The organism is Sphingomonas sp., assembly GCF_017745215.1.
GTDB lineage: Bacteria > Pseudomonadota > Alphaproteobacteria > Sphingomonadales > Sphingomonadaceae > Sphingomonas.
The window spans coordinates 17,620-37,581 of the sequence record NZ_JAGHZV010000006.1 but is presented as its reverse complement, the minus strand read 5'-3'; the positions used below and the strand labels follow the sequence as shown (position 1 = coordinate 37,581).

The window sequence follows — 19,962 nt, the reverse complement described above, 5'->3', positions numbered from 1 at the left end:
AAGGGGTGGGGAGGTGCAATCGCGCATCCGGTCAGGTGGATGCCCCAGGCTGTGGAAAACTCTCGGGACGCCGCTCGGCTGCGGACCGTCTCCGGCGATTGTTCGACCGTCTTCAGTCTGTTAATCGGCCCGCGCGAAATGGGGCGGTGGCCGGCTTGACGATCGACAAGGGTGCAGGAGCAGCGAGCCGCCAGTGGCGCGCGGACATCAATGGCCTGCGCGCCGTCGCCGTCGGGATCGTGGTGGTGTTCCACGGCTTCCCCAAGCTGCTGACCGGCGGCTTCGTCGGCGTCGACGTCTTCTTCGTCATTTCGGGCTTCGTCATCACGCGCGTGCTGCTCGCCGAGCAGCGCCGGACGCAGCGGATCGACTTCGCGGGCTTCTATGCGCGGCGCGCTCGGCGGCTGCTCCCGGCGCTGCTGCTGATGCTGCTCGCGACGCTGGCCGGCGGGCTGGCGATCCTGCCGGCGACCGGCGAGCTCCAGTCGCTTGCCTGGTCGGCGCTGTCGGTGCTGCTGTTCGCGTCGAACTTCTTCTTCTGGCGGCAGGCGTCGGGCTATTTTGCCGCGCAGCCCGAATCCTTTCCGCTGCTCCACACCTGGACGCTCGCGGTCGAGGAGCAATTCTATCTCCTCTGGCCGCTGCTGATCGTCGCGTCCGCCTGGATCGCGCGCCGGACGCGGATAGGGCAATTGCGCGCGCTGCTCGTCCTGCTCGGGCTCCTCGCCGTCGTGTCGCTCGCACTGAGCGTTTCGGTCGTGCGGCTGAACCCCTCGGTGGGCTTCTACCTCACGCCGGCGCGTGCCTGGGAGTTCGCGATCGGCGCGGCGCTGGCGGCGGGCGAGCATCGCGGTCGCCGGCTGCCGCCATGGCTCGCCACCGCGCTGGCCGCGGCCGGCCTCGCGGCGATCGCCGGGGCCGCATGGCTGTTCGACGGGACGACGCCTTTCCCGGGCTATACGGCGTTGCTGCCGACGCTTGGTGCGGCCGCGGTGATCCTGGCCGGCGAGCATGCCCCGCGCAACCCCGTGGCGCGGCTGCTCGCGCTGCGGCCCTTCGCCTATACCGGCACGATCTCCTATGGCTGGTATCTGTGGCACTGGCCGCTGCTGGCGTTCGTCCAGTCGGCGACGCTCGGCGAGGCTTCGGCGGGCATGCTGCTGGCGGCGCTCGCCGTATCGTTCGCGATCAGCGCGGCGAGCTATCACCTGGTCGAGGCGCCGATCCGCGAGCGGCGCTGGGCGATCGCTCGCGGTGAGTGGCGTTCGCTCGGCGTCGGCGCCGCGGCGCTCGTGCTTGGCGCGACAGCGTCGATCGGCGTCCTTCTCGACGCGCAGGCGCGACTCGCCGGCTCGCCCTGGCTCCAGGCCATCGCGACCGCCCGGCGCGAACGGACGGGGGACTGGCCCGCGGCCTGCTCGCATTATCAGACGCGTTTTACGGGTCTCGCATCGGTCGAGGGTTGCACGGTCGGCGATCGCGCGGCTCGTCCGCTGATCATCCTGTGGGGCGATTCGCACGCGCTCCACAGCGTTGCGCTGTTCGATCGCTGGGGCCGCGACCATCATGTGGCGGTGCTCTATCGCGCACGGGGTGGCTGCCGGCCGATGCCCGGATGGGACTCGCTGGGGATCGCAGGCGATCTCGTCGACCGCGCGCAATGCCTTGCGTTGAACGACGCAGTGCGCCGGCAAGTCGCGGAGCTGGCCCGGCAGCGGCCGGTGACGCTGGTGCTCGCCTCGCGCTGGCCGGCGTCGAACGTGCCGGACATGCCCAATCGCGAGCCGGGACCGGTGGGCGTCCGCGTCGCGCGTGCCGTGAGCGACATCGTCGATTGGTCGAAGCCGCTGGGCGTGCGGGTGGTCGCCATGCTCGACAATCCGACGCTGCCGCACGACGGGCCATCCTGTCTTGCGCGTGCGGCGCCGGCGCGCTGCGCGATGCCGCGGGCGCGGGCCGACGCCATGCGGAGCGAAGCGACCGAAGCCTTGCGCGCGCTCGCGGCGAAGCGCGGGGATCTGGCGCTGGTCGACCCCTTCGCAGTGCTCTGCGACCGGACGGCCTGCCCGGCGAACGAGGGGAGCACGATCCTCTATTTCGATTCGCATCATCTGAGTCTGCGCGGCGGCCTCTGGCTCGAGCAGCGGCTCGTCCCTCAGCTCGACGCGGCGCTTCGGCACTCCGAATAGCGGGCCGCCGAAGCGCCGCGGGGCGAATCAGCCTTCCGCGCCGATCCGCGGCCCGACGCGGCGGCGCACTGCACGGATGCCGAGCGCGGCGAGCCCGACCAGCAGCGCCCAGGGCAGGATATAGATTGCAAGCGTCACCAGCATCTGCAGTCCGATCGCGAAGCCGGTCGCCGAGCCGGTTACGGCGTCGTTGAGCTGGGCGGTGGTACTCGAGGGACTTGTGGCCGGTGCGACCGCCTCGTAGCGGATCTCGACGTCGGACATGGCGACACGGCCCTTGAGCTCGGCGAGCCAGCCGCGCGCCTGGTCGAGTTCCTCTTGCGCCTCGGCGACACTGCGCTCGGCGGCGACGAGCTCCTCGACCTTGCCGTTGCGCCGGCGCAGCACGTCGGTAAGTCGCGCGACGAGCATCTCGCGCTGGCGGATGCGCGCCTCGGTGTCGACGACCTGCTTCGAGACGTCCTCGGCGCCCACGTTGGTCTGGAGCGTGCGGCCGCCGGCGTCGCTCACGGCCTTGGAGGCGGCGTCGGCGAAGCCCTGCGCCTCGGCGGTGGCGACGCGGACCTTGAGCGTCGCGTCGCCGCTGCTGTTCTCCGCATCGCCGCGCGTGAGCGAGAGCAGCTGGCAGCGCGCGGGCCCCATGTTCTCGCAAAGCCGGCGATGCGCGTCCTGCGCGCCGCCGAGCTTGTCCGAGGGAAGCCGGTAGCTGAGCTCGTAGCTGTAGGCGAGCTTGGGGAGGGAGACCTTGACCGCTTCGGCGCCCACGCCGTCCTTGGCGCGCGCGTCGGCTGCGTCCGCCGAGGCGGCGTCTTCGGTCACGCTGGTGGTCGCATTGCTGCCATAATCTGCCGCACTGCAGCCAGCCAATGCCAGCGCGAGCGCACCGGCGGGAAGGAACGCACGAAACCGCATGGCTCTGTCTCCTCGTCATTTCGACGAGATAAAATCCATCATGGCGATGGGATTATGTCAATATGGCAAAAATGGGGCAGGACATTTTTACGCCATATTTTGACGCAACCCAACAGTCGTCATCCCCGCTTTCGCCGGGATGACGGTTGCGTGCGTAGTTGGGTGGGGGTCGTCAGACCCCGTGCTGCGGCTCGGGGTGGCGCTCGTCGTCGCGGTTGAACCAGCGGTGGATCAGGTTGCGATTCTCGTGCCGTGCCGCCTCTTCCTCGCGCTCGCGCTCGTCGGTCTGCTCGGGTGTCTCGAAGCCGCCGCCGGGGCCATGCACTACGAAGCGCAGCACCAGGACGATGAGTACGAGCAGCAGGAACCACGGCCCGAACGACGCGAGCACGATCAGCACGCGGGAGACCGTGCTCTCGAAGGTCATGCCGGCGCTGTGGAAATTGGCTTCGGGGCTGCCGAGGCCGGTGAGCGCGGTGCTCGATTCATAGCTGACGAGCATCGTCGCGGTCGCCAGCGTCTGGCCCTGGCTGGCCTCGACCTCGGCGATCGTGTCGAGCGCGGACTGGATGCGGCCGGCGCGTGCCCTGGCTTCGGCGCTGCCCGCGTCGGCCTGGGTCTGCGAGACCTTAAGCTGGCCGCGGAGGCGATCGACCATCGCGGCGCTGCGCACGCTGGCGTTCGAGACCGCGCCGGTGACTTCGCTGTCGGTCAGCTGGCCGTCGGCGCTCTGCAGCGTCCGGACCGCGGCGTCGCCGAAGGCGCGCGCGATCGTCGGGTCGATCTTGAGCGTCAGCACTGCGCGGGTGCGGTTGGTGTCGCCCACCACATATTTCTCGGCGAGGATCTGGCAGCGCGCCGGCCCGAGCTTGTCGCAGGCATCGGCGTTGGACTGCTGGACCTGCTTCACGCGCTGTGCGGGCAGGCGGAAGGCGTAGCGGTAGTCGAACGGGCCGGTCGCGCCCGACATCGTCTGCGCGTCGGCGAACGCATCCTTGGAGTTTGGCCCTGCCGGCTGAACTTCGCACCCCGCGAGCAGCATCAGCGCTGCCAGTGCCGCAAAGACTCGCATCGAATTCTCCCTGGTCGGGTGCCGTGTTTAGCCGAGAATTAACCAAGGCCCAACTCCGCCGACCAGGCGATGTTCCGTTTCGGGAACGAGTGCGGCGCACGCGCAACGGCGTCGCGGACATTCATGAGCAAGGCTTGTGGAATGCGCATGCGAAGAGGCGGACGGCGCCCCGCAGCGCCGCCCGCCTCGGATCACTGGCGGGAGTCAGGGAAAGTCAGCGCCCGCCGGCGACCTGGATCTCGCTGCGGTGCGAGGCGATGGCATGGACGCGCTGCTCGGCGACCGAGGCGAGCGCGGTGTCGCGGCAGTGGCGGAGCGCCAGCGCCTGCGAGAGCGCGCGGCTCGGCGTCGCTTCGCAGGCCGAATTGACGGCCTTGGCGAGGCGCCGGTCGAGCTGGCCCACGCCCTGCGGCGTCGAGAGATCGAGATCGGCATAGGTAACATGGACGCGCTTGCCGTCCTCGGCCGCGAGGGCAGGAACGGGGGCGACGATCGGAGCAACGAACAGCGCGGCGAACAGGGCCGCGGTGACAGCAGCGGTGCGGTTCATGGGTCTTTCCTCTGTTGGGGCCGGGGGGTCGGCGATAGCGCTCTTCTGCCGCCGGGCAGCGATTCAGGCCAACAAATCGTTGGACGTAACGAATAAGCTGTGCTTATGAATTGCGCATGCGACGCCTGCCGCCCCTGTCTGCCGTCCGCGTGTTTGAGGCGGCTGCGCGCCACGGCAATTTCACGCGCGCGGCCGAAGAGCTGGGGATGACCCAGGCCGCGGTGAGCTATCAGATGAAAGTGCTCGAGGAGCGGCTCGGCGCGCCCTTGTTCACGCGCAGCGGGCGGGGCATCGTCCTGACCGAGCACGGCCGGCGGATCGCACCGCAGGTCACCAGTGCCTTCGATTCGCTCGGCGAGGCGTTCAGTGCCGTGCGCGCCGAGAGCGAGCATGTGCTGACGATCACCGCGCCGCGCACGCTCGCGACCAACTGGCTCGCCGGGCGGCTCGGCGGCTTCCAGCTCGAGCGGCCGGGGCTCGCGGTGCGGCTCCACGTCAGCGACGATGTGATCGACCTGGCGGCAGGCGAGGCCGACGTCGCGCTGCGCGGCTTCGAGGACAGGCAGCCGGGCATGGTCTGCCACTTCCTGATGCGCACGCCGGTGATGCCCTTCGCCAGCCCCGCCTTCCTCGCCAAATATCCGCCGGTTCGCAGCGTCGACGATCTGCTCCGGATGCCGCGGCTCACGCCCGGCGACATCTGGTGGCGGCTCTGGTTCAAGCCCGAGGACCCCGACGGCGTGCCGCCGCCCGGCGTGCGCTTCGATTCGCAGATCCTCGACGGCAGCGCCGCGCTCGCGGGTCACGGCGTCGCCGCGCTCTGCCCGCTGATGTGGGAAGCGCAGATCGCTTCGGGCCAGCTCGTCCCCGCGGTCGACGAGTTCATCGACTATCCGCGCGGCACGATGCACCTCGTCTATCCCGAGGCGAAGCGCGGCCTCGCCAAGATCCGTGCGTTCCGCGAATGGATCGGTCCCGAGGTCCAGGCCTGGCTCGGCGACGACCCCTGGGGGGCGCTGCTCCCGCCCGACCAGGCGCCGCACCCGGGCACGCCCCGTCGGAAGTCCCTGGGGCGGAAAGCTGTGGAAAAAGCGTGAGGGCAGGGCCTGCGCGGCTCGCAAGAGCGCGCGGGCGCTGCTAGGGCGGTCGGAATGGCCGTTGACAACGACACGATCGCAGCTCCCGAACCGACGCCCGACGCTTCAGACGTCCCCTTCGACAGCGCGCTCTCCGAACGCTACCTCGTCTATGCGTTGTCGACGATCACGGCGCGCTCGCTCCCCGATGTCCGCGACGGGCTGAAGCCGGTCCACCGCCGCCTGCTCTGGGCGATGCGGCTGCTGCGGCTCGATCCGGCGCAGGGCTACAAGAAATGCGCCCGCGTCGTCGGCGACGTGATCGGCAAATACCATCCGCATGGCGACGCGTCGGTCTATGACGCGATGGTCCGCCTCGCCCAGACCTTCTCGCTGCGCTACCCGCTGGTCGACGGCCAGGGCAATTTCGGCAACATCGACGGCGATAACGCCGCCGCCTATCGCTACACCGAGGCGCGGCTGACCCAGGTCGCGATCGACCTGATGGACGGGCTCGACGAGAACGCCGTCGATTTTCGCCCGACCTACAATGGCGAGGACGAGGAGCCCGAGCTCTTCCCCGGCCTGTTCCCGAACCTGCTCGCCAACGGCGCCGCGGGCATCGCGGTGGGCATGGCGACGAGCATTCCGCCGCACAATGCCGCCGAGCTGATCGACGCCGCGGTCGCGCTGATCGACAACCCCGAGGCGAACGTGCTCGAGCATGTGAAGGGCCCGGACTTTCCGACCGGCGGCCTGGTCGTCGACAGCCCCGCGGCGATCGCCGAGGCCTATGCCACCGGCCGCGGCGGCTTCCGCGTCCGCTCGAAATGGCACCAGGAGGACCAGGGCCGCGGCACCTGGGTCGCGGTGGTCACCGAGATTCCGTACGGCGTGCAGAAGGGCAAGCTGATCGAAGCGATTGCGGCGCTGATCAACGACAAGAAGCTGCCGATCCTCGCCGACGTCCGCGACGAGAGCGCCGAGGACATCCGCATCGTGCTCGAGCCGCGTGCGCGAACCGTCGATCCGCAGACGCTGATGGACAGCCTGTTCCGCCTTTCGGACCTCGAGACGCGCGTGTCGCTGAACCTCAACGTGCTCGATGCCAACCGCACGCCGCGGGTGATGGGGCTGGGCGAAGCGCTCGCTGCCTGGGTCGAGCACCAGTTCGTCGTGCTGCGGCGCAAATCCGAGCATCGCCTCGCCAAGATCGCCGACCGGCTCGAGCTGGTCGCGGGCTATATCGTCGCGTTCCTCAACCTCGACCGGGTGATCGAGATCATCCGCACCGAGGACGAGCCCAAGCCGATCATGATGGCCGAGTTCGAGCTTTCCGACCGCCAGGCCGAGGCGATCCTCAACATGCGGCTGCGCAGCCTGCGCAAGCTCGAGGAGATGGAGCTCAAGCGCGAGCAGACGGGACTGGAGAAGGAGAAGGCCGAGCTCGAGCTGCTGCTCTCCTCGGACGCGCGCCAGCGCACCCGGATGAAGCGCGACCTCGGCAAGCTGCGCGATCGCTACGGCCCCGAGACTCCGCTCGGCAAGCGCCGCACGCTCGTCCAGGAAGCCGCGCCGGCGCGCGAGATCCCGCTCGAGGCGATGATCGAGCGCGAGCCGATCACCGTGATCCTCTCGAAGCGCGGCTGGATCCGCGCGATGAAGGGGCATCTCGAGGCGCCGCAGATCGCCGACCTCAAGTTCAAGGAAGGCGACGAGGGCTATCTCGCCTTCCCGGCGCAGACCACCGACAAGCTGCTGCTCGCCGCCGACAATGGTCGTTTCTACACGCTCGCGGCGGACAAGCTCCCCGGCGGGCGCGGCTTCGGCGAGCCGGTGCGGCTGATGGTCGACCTCGAAGGCGAGCGCGCGATCGTCGGGCTGTGGCCCGCGAGCAGTGCCGAGAAGCTGCTCGTCGCCGCGACCGACGGGCGCGGCTTCATCGTGCGCACCGAGGAAGTCATCGCCGAGACGCGCAAGGGCAAGCAGGTGGTGACGCCGCGCCCCGGCGCCTCGCTCGCGCTGGTCCGCCCGGTGAAGCCCGACGACGATTATGTCGCGGCGATCGGCGACAACCGCAAGCTGCTCGTCTTCCCGCTCTCCGAACTCGCCGAGATGAGCCGCGGCCAGGGCGTCCAGCTCCAGCGCTTCCGCGACGGCGGCCTCTCGGATGCGATCACCTTCAAGTTCGCCGATGGGCTCAGCTGGGCGATGGGCGGCAGCGAGGGGCGGGTGCGTACCGAGAGCGATCTCTCGCCCTGGCGGGCGGCGCGCGGTGCCGCCGGAAGGCTGCCGCCGAACGGCTTCCCGCGGAACAATCGGTTCCGCTGACAGCCTCGCTGATCATGCCATTTCCGAATCGTTTCGGGCCCGTGCTTTTCTTAGCATTTATCGGGCTTTAACGAACCCCCGCTATCCCGAGCGGGCGATGGTGCTCAAACGCAGCCACTCCGGTGCCCAGCCTGTGGAACCCGAGGACTCCTCGGGGCAGGACAATCTCGCGCTCGCGGGAGGCGCCGCGGCGCAGCTGCTCGAGCTGCTGCCGGTGCCCGCCGTGATCGTCGAGATGCGCGGCCGCGACTTCCTCTTCGACGCGGTCAATCGCCCCTTCCGCTACGCCGGGCTGGGCTCGACCCCGGTCGATTCGCCGGTGATCCGCCTGCTCGGCCCGCGCATCCGCCGCTTCCTCGAATCGAACGAGCTGCAGAGCGAGATCGCCTGGCAGTTCGGCGAGGAAGTCGACTGCCGCTATTTCCGCGTGATGTTCGCGCGCCGCGCCGCACGCGGCCAGGCGATGCGCTGCATGATCACGCTGGTCGACCAGACCGCGGAGCTGCGCACCGAGCACAGCCTGCGCCGCGAGATGGCGACCGACAGCCTGACCGGGCTGCCCAACCGCGCCGGCTTCAGCGACGAGGTCGAGGCTGCGGTCACGCCGGAGAACCGCGAGCGCTATGCGGTGATGGTGATCAACCTCGACCGGTTCAGCCGCGTCAATGCCTGCCTCGGCGGCCTCGCGGGCGACGAACTGCTGATCTCGGTCGCGCGCCGCCTGAAGGGCGCGCTGCGCGGCCGCGACGTGCTCGCGCGGATGAACGGCGACGAGTTCGGCGTGCTGCTCACGCTCGACGACGGCCCGACCGACGCGCTCCACGTCGCCAAGCGCATCGCCACCGCGCTGCTCAACCCCTTCCGCCTCTCGGACTTCGAAATCCGCGTCGACGCCTCGATCGGCATCGCGATGGGCGCCGACAATGACGGCGAGGCCGAGGAGCTGGTCCGCAACGCCCAGTTCGCGGTCAAGCGCGCCAAGAAGAGTGGCCGCGTCGAAGTCTATCACACCCGCGCCTTCCACATCGCGCGCGAGCAGTTCGGCATGGAGACCGAGCTGCGCCGCGCGATCGAGACCGGCGCGCTGACGCTCAGCTACCAGCCGATCTGCGACCTTTCGAACGGCCGAATCGTCTCGTTCGAAGCGCTCGCGCGCTGGACCAACGAGGAGGGGATCAAGCTCTCGCCCGACCAGTTCATTCCCGTCGCCGAGGAATCGGGGCTGATCGTCCCGCTCGGCCGCTGGGCGATGGACGAGGCGGCGCGAACGATCGCGGAGTGGGACAAGCGCTGGGGCGGCGATTGCGGCGTCAAGGTCGCGGTCAACCTCTCGGCGATCCAGCTCCAGCGCGACCAGATCGCGCCGATGGTCCAGTCGGCGCTCGAACGCCACGGCGTCGCGGGCCGCCGGCTGACGCTGGAGCTCACCGAGAGCGCGATCGTCTCGGATCCCGATCGCATCGCCCAGACGATGCAGGCGCTGAAGGGCCTCGGCACCACGCTGGCGATGGACGATTTCGGCACCGGCTATTCGAACCTCGCATACCTCCAGAAGCTGCCGATCGACTTGCTCAAGATCGACCGCAGCTTCGTCTCGGGGATGCTCGCGGACCGCGACAAGATCGCGATCGTCCGCGCGATCCTCAGCCTGGCGCAGGCGCTGGGCATGCAGACCACCGCCGAGGGCATCGAGACCAACGAGCTCGCCCAGACGCTGGCGGCGCTGGGCTGCAGCTTCGGCCAGGGCTTCCTCTACTCGCGCGCGCTCGAGGATATGGAAGCGTACCGGCTGATTTCCGAGCCTTACGTTTGAATGTTTGGGTTCAAAGGCTAACCGTCACCAACCCCAACCGTCATCCCGGCGAAAGCCGGGACCCAGGGTTACAGGGGGCGCCGCTCGTGGCCCTGGGTCCCGGGCTTTCGCCGGGATGACGCTGTGGGGGAGTAACGAGTAGGTCAGCCCGCCGCCGTAAGCTCGTCCGCGATCGCCTCGGCCCGGGCCTTGTCGGGAAAGCCCTCCGCCACCCACTGATCCTCAACCCGCCGGAGCAGCCGCGCCACTTCGGGCCCCGCGCGAACCCCGCGCGAGACGATCGCGCCGCCGCTCAGCGGGAAGGCGGGGACGTTCCAGCCGCGGATGGGTGCCAAGTCGCCGAGCGGACGGTCCGAGAGCAGCAGCCGGTCGACCGCGCCGTCGAGCCCGGTGCGATAGGCCAGCGCCTGGACGCCGCCCTCCGCGGGCAATGCCGCCGAGGCCAGCCGCCGGCGCTGCGCGTTCGAGAACTTCAGCCGCGCCGCGACGCTTTCGCTCACCGCGGGATCGGCCGGAAGCAGCGCCGCGAGCCGGCGGATCGCATTGGGCGCGACCTCCGCCTCGGCCTCGCGCGCGGCGAGCCGCTCCAGCCGCTCGGCGCTGTCGATCTCGGGCAGCACCGGCACCAAGATGCCCTGGGCGATCATCAGCCCCACCACGCGCACCGCATCCTTCGCCACCAGCAGCTTGAGCAGCTCGTCCGCAATGCGCTCGCGGCTCAGCGCCATCAGGTCGTTCGCCCGCGCCGCGCACGCCGCAAGGCCCTCGAGATCGGGCGAATCGCCGAAACGCGCGAGGAAACGGAAGAAGCGTAGGATGCGGAGGTGATCCTCGGCGATTCGCTGCAGCGGATCGCCGATGAAGCGGACGTGGCGCTTCCCCAGGTCGTCGAGCCCTCCGAAATAGTCGTAGACCTGTCCCGAAATGGGATCGGCGTAGAGCGCGTTGATCGTGAAGTCGCGCCGTGCCGCATCCTCGCGCCAATCCTCGGTGAAGGCGACCGTCGCGTGGCGCCCGTCGGTCGAGACGTCGCGGCGCAGCGTCGTCACTTCCACCGGCCCGCCGGGGAGAACCGCGGTCACCGTGCCGTGCGCGAGGCCGGTCGGCACCGCGCGGATCTCGGCGGCCTTGAGCAGCGCCATCACCGTCTCGGGGCTGTGCCGCGTCGCCAGGTCGATGTCGGCCACGCCGATCCCGAGCAGTGTGTCGCGCACCGCGCCGCCGACGAAGCGCGACGTGCCTTCGCTGGCACCGAGCACCTCGGCCAGCCGGTCGAGCCCTTCGCGCTCGCGCCATTCGGCGGGGGGCAGGGTGACTGCGGTCATGCGAGCACGTGCGCCAGATTGACGATCATCGCCGCGGTCGCGCCCCAGATCCGTCGGTCGTGCCAGTTGATCTCATAATAGCGCCGCTCACGTCCCTGATAATGTGCGCGAACCTCGCGCTGGTTCGCCGGGTCGACGAGGAAGGCGAGGGGGACCTCGAACACCGCGGCGACTTCGGCTTCGGCCGCGACCAGCGGCAGGCCTGGGCGCACCACGCCGATCACCGGCGTCACGTCGTAACCGGTGACGGTGCGGTAGTGGCTGGTCGTGCCGACCACCTCGACTTCGGCGGGCGGCAGGCCGATCTCCTCATGCGCTTCGCGAAGCGCGGCGGCGATGGCGCTGTCGTCCTCCGGGTCGACGCGTCCGCCGGGGAAGGCGACCTGTCCCGAATGCTGGCGCAACGATTCGGTGCGCTGGGTGAGGATCACGCCGGGCTCGGCGCGATCGGTTACCGCGACGAGCACCGCCGCGGCCCGGCCCGGCTGCGTCGGGTCGAAGTCGAAATGGTCGCCTGCCAGCGGCAGCGGCCCCCGCATTTCCGCAGCATCGAGCGCGGCGCGCAGCCGCTCGGCGAGCGTCATTCTGCCGGCTCCAGGGGGAAGAACTGCCCCTCGCTCCACACGCCGGCGGGCTCGCTGCCGTTCGCCAGCGCGATCTGGGCGAGCTCGTAATAGACGGTGCGCGCGACCAGCGCTTCCATCCCGCCGCGGACGTGGAGATAGGGCCGCGGCCCCTCCTCGGTCGCCGCGAAGCGCAGCGCATGCGCGGGGCCGGCGGTGACCAGGTCGCCGGTGCTGAGCCTGAAGGCGAGCCGCATCGCTTCGCCTGTTCCCTCGGCCTTCATCTCGACCGCCTGGAACGCAGCGTCCTCGACGTCGATGCTCAGCTTTTCCACCGGCGTGACAAGCACATAGCTACCGTCCGCTTCGCGCCGCAGGATTGTCGAGAACAGCTCGACCATCGCCGCGCGCCCGATCGGCGAGCCCTGGTGGAACCAGGTCCCGTCGCGCGCGATCCGCATCTCGCTGTCCCCGCAATGCTCGGGGTTCCAGCTCTCGACCGGCGGCAGCTTGTGCGCCTGCGCCAGCCGCGCGATCTCGGCGAGACTCAACGACGCGAAATCGGGGGGCGTAGGCATTCCGGTTGGTTAGGCGCCTATGCCGCCGCCTTCAACTCGCGCGGACCGACCAGGCCCTCGCAGTCGGGCACGCCGGCGCCGCGCGCGAGCAGGCGTCGCGCCTCATAGGGCCCGGGCAGGCGCCAACCGCCGGTGCGCTCGGCCGAGAAGCCGAAGAATCGCGCATAATATTCGGGGTCGCCGATCAGCATCAGCGCGTCGCTGCCCTCGACGCCCGCGGCGTCGGCGGCCTCGATCATGCGGACCATCAGCGCCTTGCCGATCCCGCCCTGCTGCCATTGCGGCTCGACCGCGACCGGGCCGACCATCACCAGCGCCACCTCGGCGCCCGAATCGCAGGCGAGCGACACCGGCCAGCACTGGATCGTGCCGAGCAGCGCGCCGTCGTCGTCGAGCGCCGCGAAGCTCAGCGCGGGGATCGCGCGGGCACCGGCACGGATGCGATAGGCCGTTCGCGTGCGTCGATCGGCCCCGAACGCACGGTCGAGCAGCGCCTCGACCAGCTGGGGTTCGATGTCGGCGAGCGGCACCAGTGCGGTCACGTCCTTGTCCTCGTGTTGCGCGATCCGAGCGAGGGTACCCGGGGGAGCGCGCCTTTAATCGCTATCTGGTGTGACGCAAGGATGAATTGCAGGGGAGGATTTGCAGGGGGCAGGAGCCGGCGTTATGGCCGCGCACCCGTTCCACGAAAGGCTTGCCCTTGTCCGACTTGCTTCAGCTCCAGGTGCACGATCTCGAAATGGAGGTGCTCACCGGCATCTATTCCGAGGAGACGCACCTGCCGCAGCCGCTGCGCATCTCGGTCACCGCCGACCTGACGCCGCCCGAGCGCTTCGCGCCGGACACGCCACTGAATGCCTCGAAGAGCTATCTCGACCTCAAGCACGCTGCCACCGGCGCGCTGCCCAGGGACGTGCATTTCACGCTGATCGAAGGCATTGCGGACCATATCTGCGAGACGCTCTTCATCTCGGACGCGCGCGTGCGCCGCGTCGAGGTGCGCATCGTCAAGCTCGCGATCGCCGAGCAGGGCGAATCGATCGGCATCACCCTCGTCCGCCACCGGCGCTGAGGCACATCATTTCCGGCTGGATTTAACGCAACCCGTTCAGCGCATTACGCGCAAGCGCCCAGGTCGCGGATCACCAGCCCGTAGTCCTCGCGCGCGGCGCGGGCGTTGGCCGGATCCTCGCCCGCCACGCTCGCCTCGGGCAGCTGGCGCGGCAGCCCGCAGGCGAGGCGGTACCAGAGCAACGTATCCTTCTTCGGCGCGCCCGCCGAATCGTCGACGATGTCACCCAGCGAAACCGACCAGCGCGGCTGCTCGCCCGGGCGGCGGAGCACCTGGATCGAGAAGGGCGCGCCGCTCCGCGTGGTCACGAAGATCTGCGTCTCGCGCTCGCCGGGGAGCGCACCGGGCACGCTGAAGGCATTGCCCACGCCGTCGACCTCGGGCGGCGCATCGGCCGCCAGCACTTCCTTGACGATCCCGCGGACCATGGCGTCTAGCCCCGGCGACCAGCCGCGCTGGCTGTCGATCCCGGTGAGCTGCACCTGGTCGGCCTGTCCTGCGATGGCGCGCGCGAAGAGCAGCAGCCGCGCCTTCTTCATCCTGGGCGGCTTGCCCTTCGAATCGAGCGGGATGTCCGCCAGGAACGAGATCTGCGCCGGCAGGCCCGCGCGGCCGCGAATCAGCGCGGCCACGTCGGCGACGACGTAGAAGCGCGCGCGTCCCGCGGCGAGACCGGGCGCGTCCTGCGGCTTCACCCGGTCGGCGGTCTTCACGCGTGCGTCGATCACCAGCGGCGCGCCGAGCACCAGCTTCGCCATGCTGGCATAGCTGGGCAAGGCCGGCTGGGCCGCCGCCGCAACCCCTTGAGAAGGGGCGGGTCTGGCGGTCTGGGCGGTGGCTGGAGCGCAGGCCAGGATGGCGGCCGCGCAAATTCCATGTGCGAAGATACGGCGCATACGCACGGTCGTTACCGGATTGTGCCGTTCCTATACAGAAATATTTCCGTCATCAGCCGGCACTAGGTGCCTTATGTCCGACAAAGCGTTTGCGCTCCCGTGGGTGCCACGATAGAGACTCGCGCTCTGCCGACGGACGCTATAGGCGAACGCCGGGCGGTTATCCGTGCGAATCGGGGGCCGCGGAGAGATAGAGGAGTGACGTTGCCGAATGGCTTACGCTGACCGGAATACAAGTGGCAGCAAGATCGTCGCGATCGTCATGGTCGCGATCATCGTGGCTGGCCTAGGATACGCCTTCGTCACCGGCCTTGCGTATCAGTACATCAAGAAGAAGGCGGAGGAGCTCAACACGTTCGACGTGAGCGAGCCGCCGCCTCCGCCGGAGGAAGTGCCGCCGCCCCCGCCGCCGGACTCGCCGGTGCCGCCGCCGCCGACGCAGGTCTATGTGCCGCCGGCTCAGGTCGCGGTCCCTGCGCCCGCTCCGGTGATCCAGCAGACGAACACGGTTCCGCCTGCGCCGCCGATCATCCCGCCCGCGCCGCCGGCTCCGCCTGCGCCGCCGCCTCCGCCGGCACCGCCGCGGATCGCGAAGAAGGTGGAACCGCGCGGCAGCCCCCAGGGCTGGGTGACCAACGACGACTATCCGAACGCAGCCATCCGCGCCGAGCAGGCGGGCACGACCAGCTTCCGCCTCGACGTGGACGCCACCGGCCGTGTCACCAACTGCACGATCACCGGGTCCAGCGGATCGTCGTTGCTCGACAGCACCGCCTGCAATCTGCTGAAGCGCCGCGCGCGCTTCTCGCCGGCGGAAGATGCCTCCGGGAACAAGATCCCTTCGGCATGGTCGAGCCGCTTTACCTGGCGTCTGCCTGAAAACTGATCCTTTGCCTGGCCGGCCGCCCGGGGTGATCCCGCGCGACCGGCCTTTTGAATGACGAAGCGACACATTTTCTAGAGGAAAGAACTGAACATGCTCACCACCATTCTCGCGGGCGGCGCTGCCGCTGCAAAGAGCAGCAACCCCTACGGCCTGTGGGAAGCGCTGCAGCAGGGCGGCATCATCGCCTGGTCGGTCTTCATCATCCTGACCGTCTTCCTGTTCTTCTCGCTCTACATCTTCTTCACGAAGATCTTCGAGCAGCAGAAGATCATCAACCAGGGCCGCCGCGTCCGCGCGACCTTCTGGAACGCCACCAACATCCGCGATGGCGCTGCCAAGCTCGCCAAGAACTCGGCCTATCGCCAGATCGTCGACGACGCGCTCCAGGCGCAGGACCAGTTCAAGCTGCTGACCGACCCGGTCGAAGCGCACGACTGGCTGCACGGTTCGCTCGCTCGCTCGGAGGCCTCGATCAACTCGTCGCTCGCCGGCGGCCTGGCGTTCCTCGCCACGGTCGGCGCGACCGCGCCGTTCATCGGTCTGTTCGGTACGGTTATCGGCATCTACCGCGCGCTCATCAAGATCGGCGCGGCGGGTCAGGCGTCGATCGACACCGTCGCCGGTCCGGTCGGTGAAGCGCTCATCATGACCGCGCTCGGCCTCGTCGTGGCCGTTCCCGCGGTGCTCGCCTACAACTTCCTGCAGCGTCGCAACAAGGCGATCGCCGAGCAGCTGGGCTCGTTCTCGAACGACGTCCTCGGCTACCTCGCGTCGGACGGCCGGGTGAAGCCCGCGACCGGCTCGCGCAAGGGCGCCGCTGCAAAGCCGGCGACCACCACCGCGACGACCACTGCGTAAGTTGACGGCAATGGGCCGTGCGGGAGCTCCGCACGGCCTCCCGCCGCGGAAGGCGGCGGGCTGAATGCGAAGATAGGAAAGCGCGCAATGGCGATTAGCACAGGTAGCGGCGGCGACGACGTACCGATGTCCGACATCAACACCACGCCCCTCGTGGACGTGATGCTGGTGCTCCTGATCATCTTCCTCATCGCGATCCCCGTGGTGATCCAGACGATTCCGCTGACCCTGCCGAAGCAGGCGTTCGAGCCGACCACGACCAAGCCCGAGAATGTGTCGCTCTCGGTGCGCGCGGTGGACGGCCAGTGCGAAGTCTATTGGGGCCTCGCCAAGGTGAGCTCCGACGATCTGCTGAAGCGCGCGGTGAAGCGCCTGGAAGACGAGATCGCGCGGCAGGGCGGCCCGAACGCTGCCGGCCTCGAACTGCCGGAAGTTCACATCCGCGGCGACATCAACACGCCGTACAAGTGCATCGGCGGTACGATCATCACGATGCAGCGTGCGGGCTTCGTCAAGGTCGGCTTCATCTCCGAGCCCGAGGCGGGCACGGCGACCGAACGTCTCTGACCAGCACCGCACATAAGGAGTAGACCAAGATGGCAATGAGCGGTGGCCGCGACGACGGCGAGCCGATGATGGAAATGAACACGACGCCGTTGATCGACGTCATGCTCGTGCTCCTCATCATGTTCATCATCACCATCCCGATCCAGACGCACGCCGTGAAGGTGGACCTGCCGCAGGCGCAGCCCAACCAGCCGATGACCGTCGATCCGGTGAAGAACAAGCTGCTGATCGATGCCGACGGCCGCGTGTTCTGGAACTCGGAGCAGGTCGACGATACGCGTCTGCGCCAGTATCTGGACCAGACCACGGCGATGAATCCGGAGCCCGAGCTCCACTTCCAGCCCGATCCCAATGCGCGCTACGAAGTGGTCGATCACGTGCTCGCGATCGTGAAGCGCGCGAACGTGACCAAGCTGGGTTTCGTCGGCAACGAGCAATATATGACCGTGTTCTGAGGAACATGGCGCCGCGCCCTCGAGGCGCAGCGGAATGATCGGAGGCGGCCTCTCGGGGCCGCCTCTTTTTTTGCGCACGATCCCGAGGGCGATGTTTGCAAAACTGCAATGAAAATGTCATGAAAGAGTCTCTCAATTGTCACAGTATCGTAACTGTGGCGTAACCTAAGGAGGGATGGCGTCATGCGCTTCGCAGTTTTCGCTCTTGCCGCTGCTGTTCCGCTCGCCGGCGTCGCGGCGCCCGTCCAGGCCCAGGAAGCGACGCGAGTCTCGAGCGCTGCCATCACGACCGGCGACTATGCCGATGCGGAGAAGGTGCTGATGCGCGAACTTCGCATCCATCCCGGCCGCCCCGAGCTGCTGCTAAACCTCGCGGCGGTCTATGCGCACACCGGCCGCGCCGACCAGGCGCGTGCGCTCTATCGCCAGGTGCTGGCGCAGGAAAATGTGCTGATGGACATGCGCAACCAGTCGAGCTTCGGCTCGCACGCGCTGGCCGAGGCAGGCCTGCGTCGTCTCGACCGCCGCGAGGCGAGTCCGGCGACGGCTGCCAACTGAGCCGGTTTCCGGTGCGGAGCGTCGCCTGCCCGGGCGCTCCGCGAGTTGGGATGGGAGGTTTTCGGACTGGGCCTCAGAGCCGCGGCAGCGTCACGCCGCGCTGGCCCATGTATTTCCCGGCGCGGTCGGCATAGCTCGTCTCGCAGGCCTCGTTGCCCTTGAGGAAGAGGAACTGGCAGGCGCCTTCGTTCGCATAGATGCGCGCGGGCAGCGGCGTGGTGTTCGAGAATTCGAGCGTGACATGGCCTTCCCATTCGGGCTCGAGCGGCGTCACGTTCACGATGATCCCGCAGCGAGCATAGGTTGATTTGCCGAGGCAGATCACCAGCACGTCGCGCGGCACGCGGAAATATTCGACCGTGCGCGCGAGCGCGAAGCTGTTCGGCGGGATCACGCAGACGTCGGTCTTGCGGTCGACGAAGCTGTTCGAATCGAAGTTCTTCGGGTCCACCACGGCGCTGTCGACATTGGTGAAGATCTTGAACTCGTCGGCCACGCGCGCGTCATAGCCGTAGGAAGAGAGGCCGTAGCTGATGCAGCCCTCGCGGCGCTGCGCCTCGACGAAGGGCTCGATCATGCCGTGCTCGAGCGCCTGCTCGCGAATCCAGCGGTCCGAAAGAATCGACATGCGGTGAGCCTTTGCGGCAAAATGGCGCGAGGGCAAGCGCCCGGCTTTTCGGGCCAGCTTGGGGAGGCGAGGATGCAGCGGATCGGAATGGCGGGATTGGTCGCGGCGGCGGCGCTGACTGCGGGGCCGGCGGCGAGCGGCGCGGGCCAGGCGGTGGGCCAGGCCACGGGTCCCAAGGGCTATGTCGTCGCGCAGCTGACCGTTCATGACCCGGCCAAGTTCGGGCAATATGCGCCGCAGGTGCCGGCGATCCTGGCGAAATACGGCGGCCACTACATCGTCCGCGGTGGCGGGATCACGCCGGTCGAGGGCGAGGCGCCGAGCGGGCGAGTGGTGATCATCGAATTCCCGAGCGTCGAGGCGGCCAGGGCATTCAACGCCTCGCCCGACTATCTGGCGATCGCGCCGCTGCGGCATGCGTCGGCGGAGGGGCCGGTGTTCATCGTCGAGGGGGTTCCGCCGAAGTAGGGGCGAGGACCCAGGTTCAATCAACCGTCATCCCGGCGAAAGCCGGGACCCGGGGCCACGGGCGACACGGCTTGCTCCCCTGGATCCCGGCTTTCGCCGGGATGGCGGCTGAACTTGAAGGGCGCGGAGGCTACCCCTCCACGCCCAGATCCCGCGGCCCGAACGAATGCGGCAGCAGCTCGGACAGCCGGTAAGTCACGACCGCATCCCCATCCGGCGCCCCGCAATGGACCAGCAGGTCCCGCCCGCCCAGCTGCGCGCTCTCGTTGAGCATCTGCCGGCAGCGCCCGCAGGGGCTCGCGAGCACGTCGCCCGCCGGCAGCCCGTCCGCGCCGATCGGCCCCGCCACCACCGCGACCTCGACCACCTCGCGCAGCCGTCCCTGGGCGTTCGCCGTGGCCAGCGCCACCGTCTCGGCGCACAGCGACAGGCCGTAGCTCGCATTTTCGAAATTGGTACCGGTCACGATACCGCCGTCGGCCATTCGCAGCGCCGCGCCGACGCCGTAGCGCGAATATGGGGCGTGGGCATGGCGCGCCGCCGCGCGTGCCGCTTCGATCAGTTCGCTTACTCTGTCGTCCATTCGCACGAACATGGGCCGCGCGGCCGCGCCCCTCAACCCCGAATGTGCAGCACGCAAATCAGCGTGAACAGTCGCCGCGCGGTGGCGAAGTCGACGGCGATCTTGCCGTCCAGCCGCTCCATCAGCAGCCGCGCGGCTTCGTCGTGGATGCCGCGCCGCGCCATGTCGACCGTCTCGATCTGCGCCGGCGTCGCGTTGCGGATTGCCTTGTAATAGCTGTCGCAGATCGCGAAATAGTCGCGGATCGGGCGGCGGAACTGGGCGAGCCCCAGCACGATCGTCTCGAGCGGCGCGCCGTCCTCGCGCCGGATCGCCAGCGCCAGCCGACCCTCCTCGACGCTCAGGTGCAGCCGATAGGGCCCGGCATAGCCGTCCGCCGCCTTTCGCTGCGGCGCGAACGCATTCTCCTCGAGCAGGTCGAAGATCGCGATGCGCCGCTCCTGCTCGACGTCCGCGGATCGCCACAGGATGGTGCGCTCGTCGAGCGTGACGTCGATGATCCGCGGATCGGCCATGCAGCCGCTCCTATCCTAGCATTCCCCGTCTTCCACAAGCCGGGTCCTTGCGGAACAGGCACGGAAC

22 protein-coding genes are annotated in these 19,962 nt (G+C 68.8%); 11 read left to right on the top strand and 11 right to left on the bottom strand.

The genetic code is table 11. The annotated features are described in order from the left end of the window. Window positions 1–146: 146 nt before the first annotated feature. Window positions 147–2,189, top strand: a complete 2,043-nt coding sequence (locus J7495_RS07675) for an acyltransferase family protein (protein ID WP_294055889.1) — start codon at window positions 147–149, stop codon at window positions 2,187–2,189. 27 nt (window positions 2,190–2,216) lie between these two features. Here J7495_RS07675 and J7495_RS07670 read toward each other — a convergent pair whose 3' ends face one another. The 3 genes from J7495_RS07670 to J7495_RS07660 form a co-directional block, all read right to left on the bottom strand. After that, a complete protein-coding gene (locus J7495_RS07670; RefSeq protein ID WP_294055888.1) occupies window positions 2,217–3,101 on the bottom strand; it encodes a DUF4349 domain-containing protein in 885 nt (294 codons plus the stop codon). 172 nt (window positions 3,102–3,273) lie between these two features. Next, the gene (locus J7495_RS07665) at window positions 3,274–4,173 is read right to left on the bottom strand and encodes a hypothetical protein (protein ID WP_294055887.1); all 900 of its coding nucleotides are present in this window, start codon (window positions 4,171–4,173) and stop codon (window positions 3,274–3,276) included. Between the two features lie 214 nt (window positions 4,174–4,387). Further along, window positions 4,388–4,723: a UrcA family protein gene (locus J7495_RS07660; protein ID WP_294055886.1), complete on the bottom strand. Its 336-nt coding sequence runs from the start codon at window positions 4,721–4,723 to the stop codon at window positions 4,388–4,390. Between the two features lie 149 nt (window positions 4,724–4,872). On the opposite strand from J7495_RS07660, the gene J7495_RS07655 reads away from it, so the two are divergent. From J7495_RS07655 to J7495_RS07645, 3 genes are all read left to right on the top strand, one after another. Next, complete coding sequence (locus J7495_RS07655; protein WP_294055885.1) at window positions 4,873–5,820, top strand: LysR substrate-binding domain-containing protein; 948 nt, start codon at window positions 4,873–4,875, stop codon at window positions 5,818–5,820. Between the two features lie 54 nt (window positions 5,821–5,874). After that, the gene (gene parC / locus J7495_RS07650) at window positions 5,875–8,130 is read left to right on the top strand and encodes a DNA topoisomerase IV subunit A (RefSeq protein WP_294055884.1); all 2,256 of its coding nucleotides are present in this window, start codon (window positions 5,875–5,877) and stop codon (window positions 8,128–8,130) included. 235 nt (window positions 8,131–8,365) lie between these two features. Beyond that, window positions 8,366–9,943 carry a bifunctional diguanylate cyclase/phosphodiesterase gene (locus J7495_RS07645; RefSeq protein ID WP_294056066.1) on the top strand — a complete coding sequence of 526 codons (1,578 nt, stop codon included), beginning with the start codon at window positions 8,366–8,368 and terminating at the stop codon, window positions 9,941–9,943. A 143-nt stretch (window positions 9,944–10,086) separates the two neighbouring features. On the opposite strand, the gene J7495_RS07640 is transcribed toward J7495_RS07645, so the two are convergent. From J7495_RS07640 to J7495_RS07625, 4 genes are read right to left on the bottom strand one after another with little or no spacing between them, the layout of a single operon-like run. Continuing rightward, window positions 10,087–11,268 carry a CCA tRNA nucleotidyltransferase gene (locus J7495_RS07640; RefSeq protein ID WP_294055883.1) on the bottom strand — a complete coding sequence of 394 codons (1,182 nt, stop codon included), beginning with the start codon at window positions 11,266–11,268 and terminating at the stop codon, window positions 10,087–10,089. Further along, the gene (locus J7495_RS07635; RefSeq protein WP_294055882.1) at window positions 11,265–11,852 is read right to left on the bottom strand and encodes a CoA pyrophosphatase; all 588 of its coding nucleotides are present in this window, start codon (window positions 11,850–11,852) and stop codon (window positions 11,265–11,267) included. Before J7495_RS07635 ends, J7495_RS07640 begins: the two co-directional genes overlap by 4 nt. Further along, window positions 11,849–12,409, bottom strand: a complete 561-nt coding sequence (locus tag J7495_RS07630) for a DUF1285 domain-containing protein (protein ID WP_294055881.1) — start codon at window positions 12,407–12,409, stop codon at window positions 11,849–11,851. The genes J7495_RS07635 and J7495_RS07630 overlap by 4 nt, the downstream gene beginning before the upstream one ends. Window positions 12,410–12,426: 17 nt before the next feature. After that, on the bottom strand, window positions 12,427–12,951 hold the full coding sequence (locus tag J7495_RS07625) for an N-acetyltransferase (RefSeq protein ID WP_294055880.1): 525 nt from the start codon (window positions 12,949–12,951) through the stop codon (window positions 12,427–12,429). A gap of 158 nt (window positions 12,952–13,109) precedes the next feature. Between J7495_RS07625 and J7495_RS07620 the strand changes: the two genes are divergently transcribed. Next, window positions 13,110–13,481 (top strand): dihydroneopterin aldolase, encoded by a 372-nt coding sequence (locus J7495_RS07620; protein ID WP_294055879.1) that lies wholly within the window; start codon window positions 13,110–13,112, stop codon window positions 13,479–13,481. 44 nt (window positions 13,482–13,525) lie between these two features. On the opposite strand, the gene J7495_RS07615 is transcribed toward J7495_RS07620, so the two are convergent. Continuing rightward, window positions 13,526–14,257, bottom strand: a complete 732-nt coding sequence (locus J7495_RS07615) for a hypothetical protein (protein WP_294055878.1) — start codon at window positions 14,255–14,257, stop codon at window positions 13,526–13,528. Window positions 14,258–14,588: 331 nt separating this feature from the next. On the opposite strand from J7495_RS07615, the gene J7495_RS07610 reads away from it, so the two are divergent. From J7495_RS07610 to J7495_RS07590, 5 genes are all read left to right on the top strand, one after another. Further along, window positions 14,589–15,263 carry a TonB family protein gene (locus tag J7495_RS07610; protein WP_294055877.1) on the top strand — a complete coding sequence of 225 codons (675 nt, stop codon included), beginning with the start codon at window positions 14,589–14,591 and terminating at the stop codon, window positions 15,261–15,263. A 90-nt stretch (window positions 15,264–15,353) separates the two neighbouring features. Continuing rightward, entirely contained in the window at window positions 15,354–16,121 is a 768-nt protein-coding gene (locus J7495_RS07605; RefSeq protein ID WP_294055876.1) for a MotA/TolQ/ExbB proton channel family protein, read from the top strand. An 87-nt stretch (window positions 16,122–16,208) separates the two neighbouring features. Further along, window positions 16,209–16,688 carry a biopolymer transporter ExbD gene (locus tag J7495_RS07600; RefSeq protein ID WP_294055875.1) on the top strand — a complete coding sequence of 160 codons (480 nt, stop codon included), beginning with the start codon at window positions 16,209–16,211 and terminating at the stop codon, window positions 16,686–16,688. A gap of 29 nt (window positions 16,689–16,717) precedes the next feature. Beyond that, window positions 16,718–17,143, top strand: coding sequence for a biopolymer transporter ExbD (locus J7495_RS07595; protein ID WP_294055874.1), 426 nt, complete (start codon window positions 16,718–16,720; stop codon window positions 17,141–17,143). Between the two features lie 183 nt (window positions 17,144–17,326). Then, window positions 17,327–17,701: a tetratricopeptide repeat protein gene (locus J7495_RS07590; protein WP_294055873.1), complete on the top strand. Its 375-nt coding sequence runs from the start codon at window positions 17,327–17,329 to the stop codon at window positions 17,699–17,701. 73 nt (window positions 17,702–17,774) lie between these two features. Here the strand turns inward: J7495_RS07590 and dcd are convergent, their stop codons facing one another. Beyond that, window positions 17,775–18,329, bottom strand: a complete 555-nt coding sequence (gene dcd, locus J7495_RS07585; RefSeq protein ID WP_294055872.1) for a dCTP deaminase — start codon at window positions 18,327–18,329, stop codon at window positions 17,775–17,777. A 72-nt stretch (window positions 18,330–18,401) separates the two neighbouring features. Between dcd and J7495_RS07580 the strand changes: the two genes are divergently transcribed. Then, window positions 18,402–18,797 carry a DUF1330 domain-containing protein gene (locus tag J7495_RS07580; RefSeq protein ID WP_294055871.1) on the top strand — a complete coding sequence of 132 codons (396 nt, stop codon included), beginning with the start codon at window positions 18,402–18,404 and terminating at the stop codon, window positions 18,795–18,797. 130 nt (window positions 18,798–18,927) lie between these two features. Here J7495_RS07580 and J7495_RS07575 read toward each other — a convergent pair whose 3' ends face one another. Together J7495_RS07575 and J7495_RS07570 are read right to left on the bottom strand one after the other, a co-directional pair. Beyond that, window positions 18,928–19,380, bottom strand: coding sequence for a cytidine deaminase (locus tag J7495_RS07575; protein ID WP_294055870.1), 453 nt, complete (start codon window positions 19,378–19,380; stop codon window positions 18,928–18,930). A 32-nt stretch (window positions 19,381–19,412) separates the two neighbouring features. Continuing rightward, on the bottom strand, window positions 19,413–19,895 hold the full coding sequence (locus J7495_RS07570) for a UPF0262 family protein (protein WP_294055869.1): 483 nt from the start codon (window positions 19,893–19,895) through the stop codon (window positions 19,413–19,415). Window positions 19,896–19,962 lie beyond the last annotated feature (67 nt).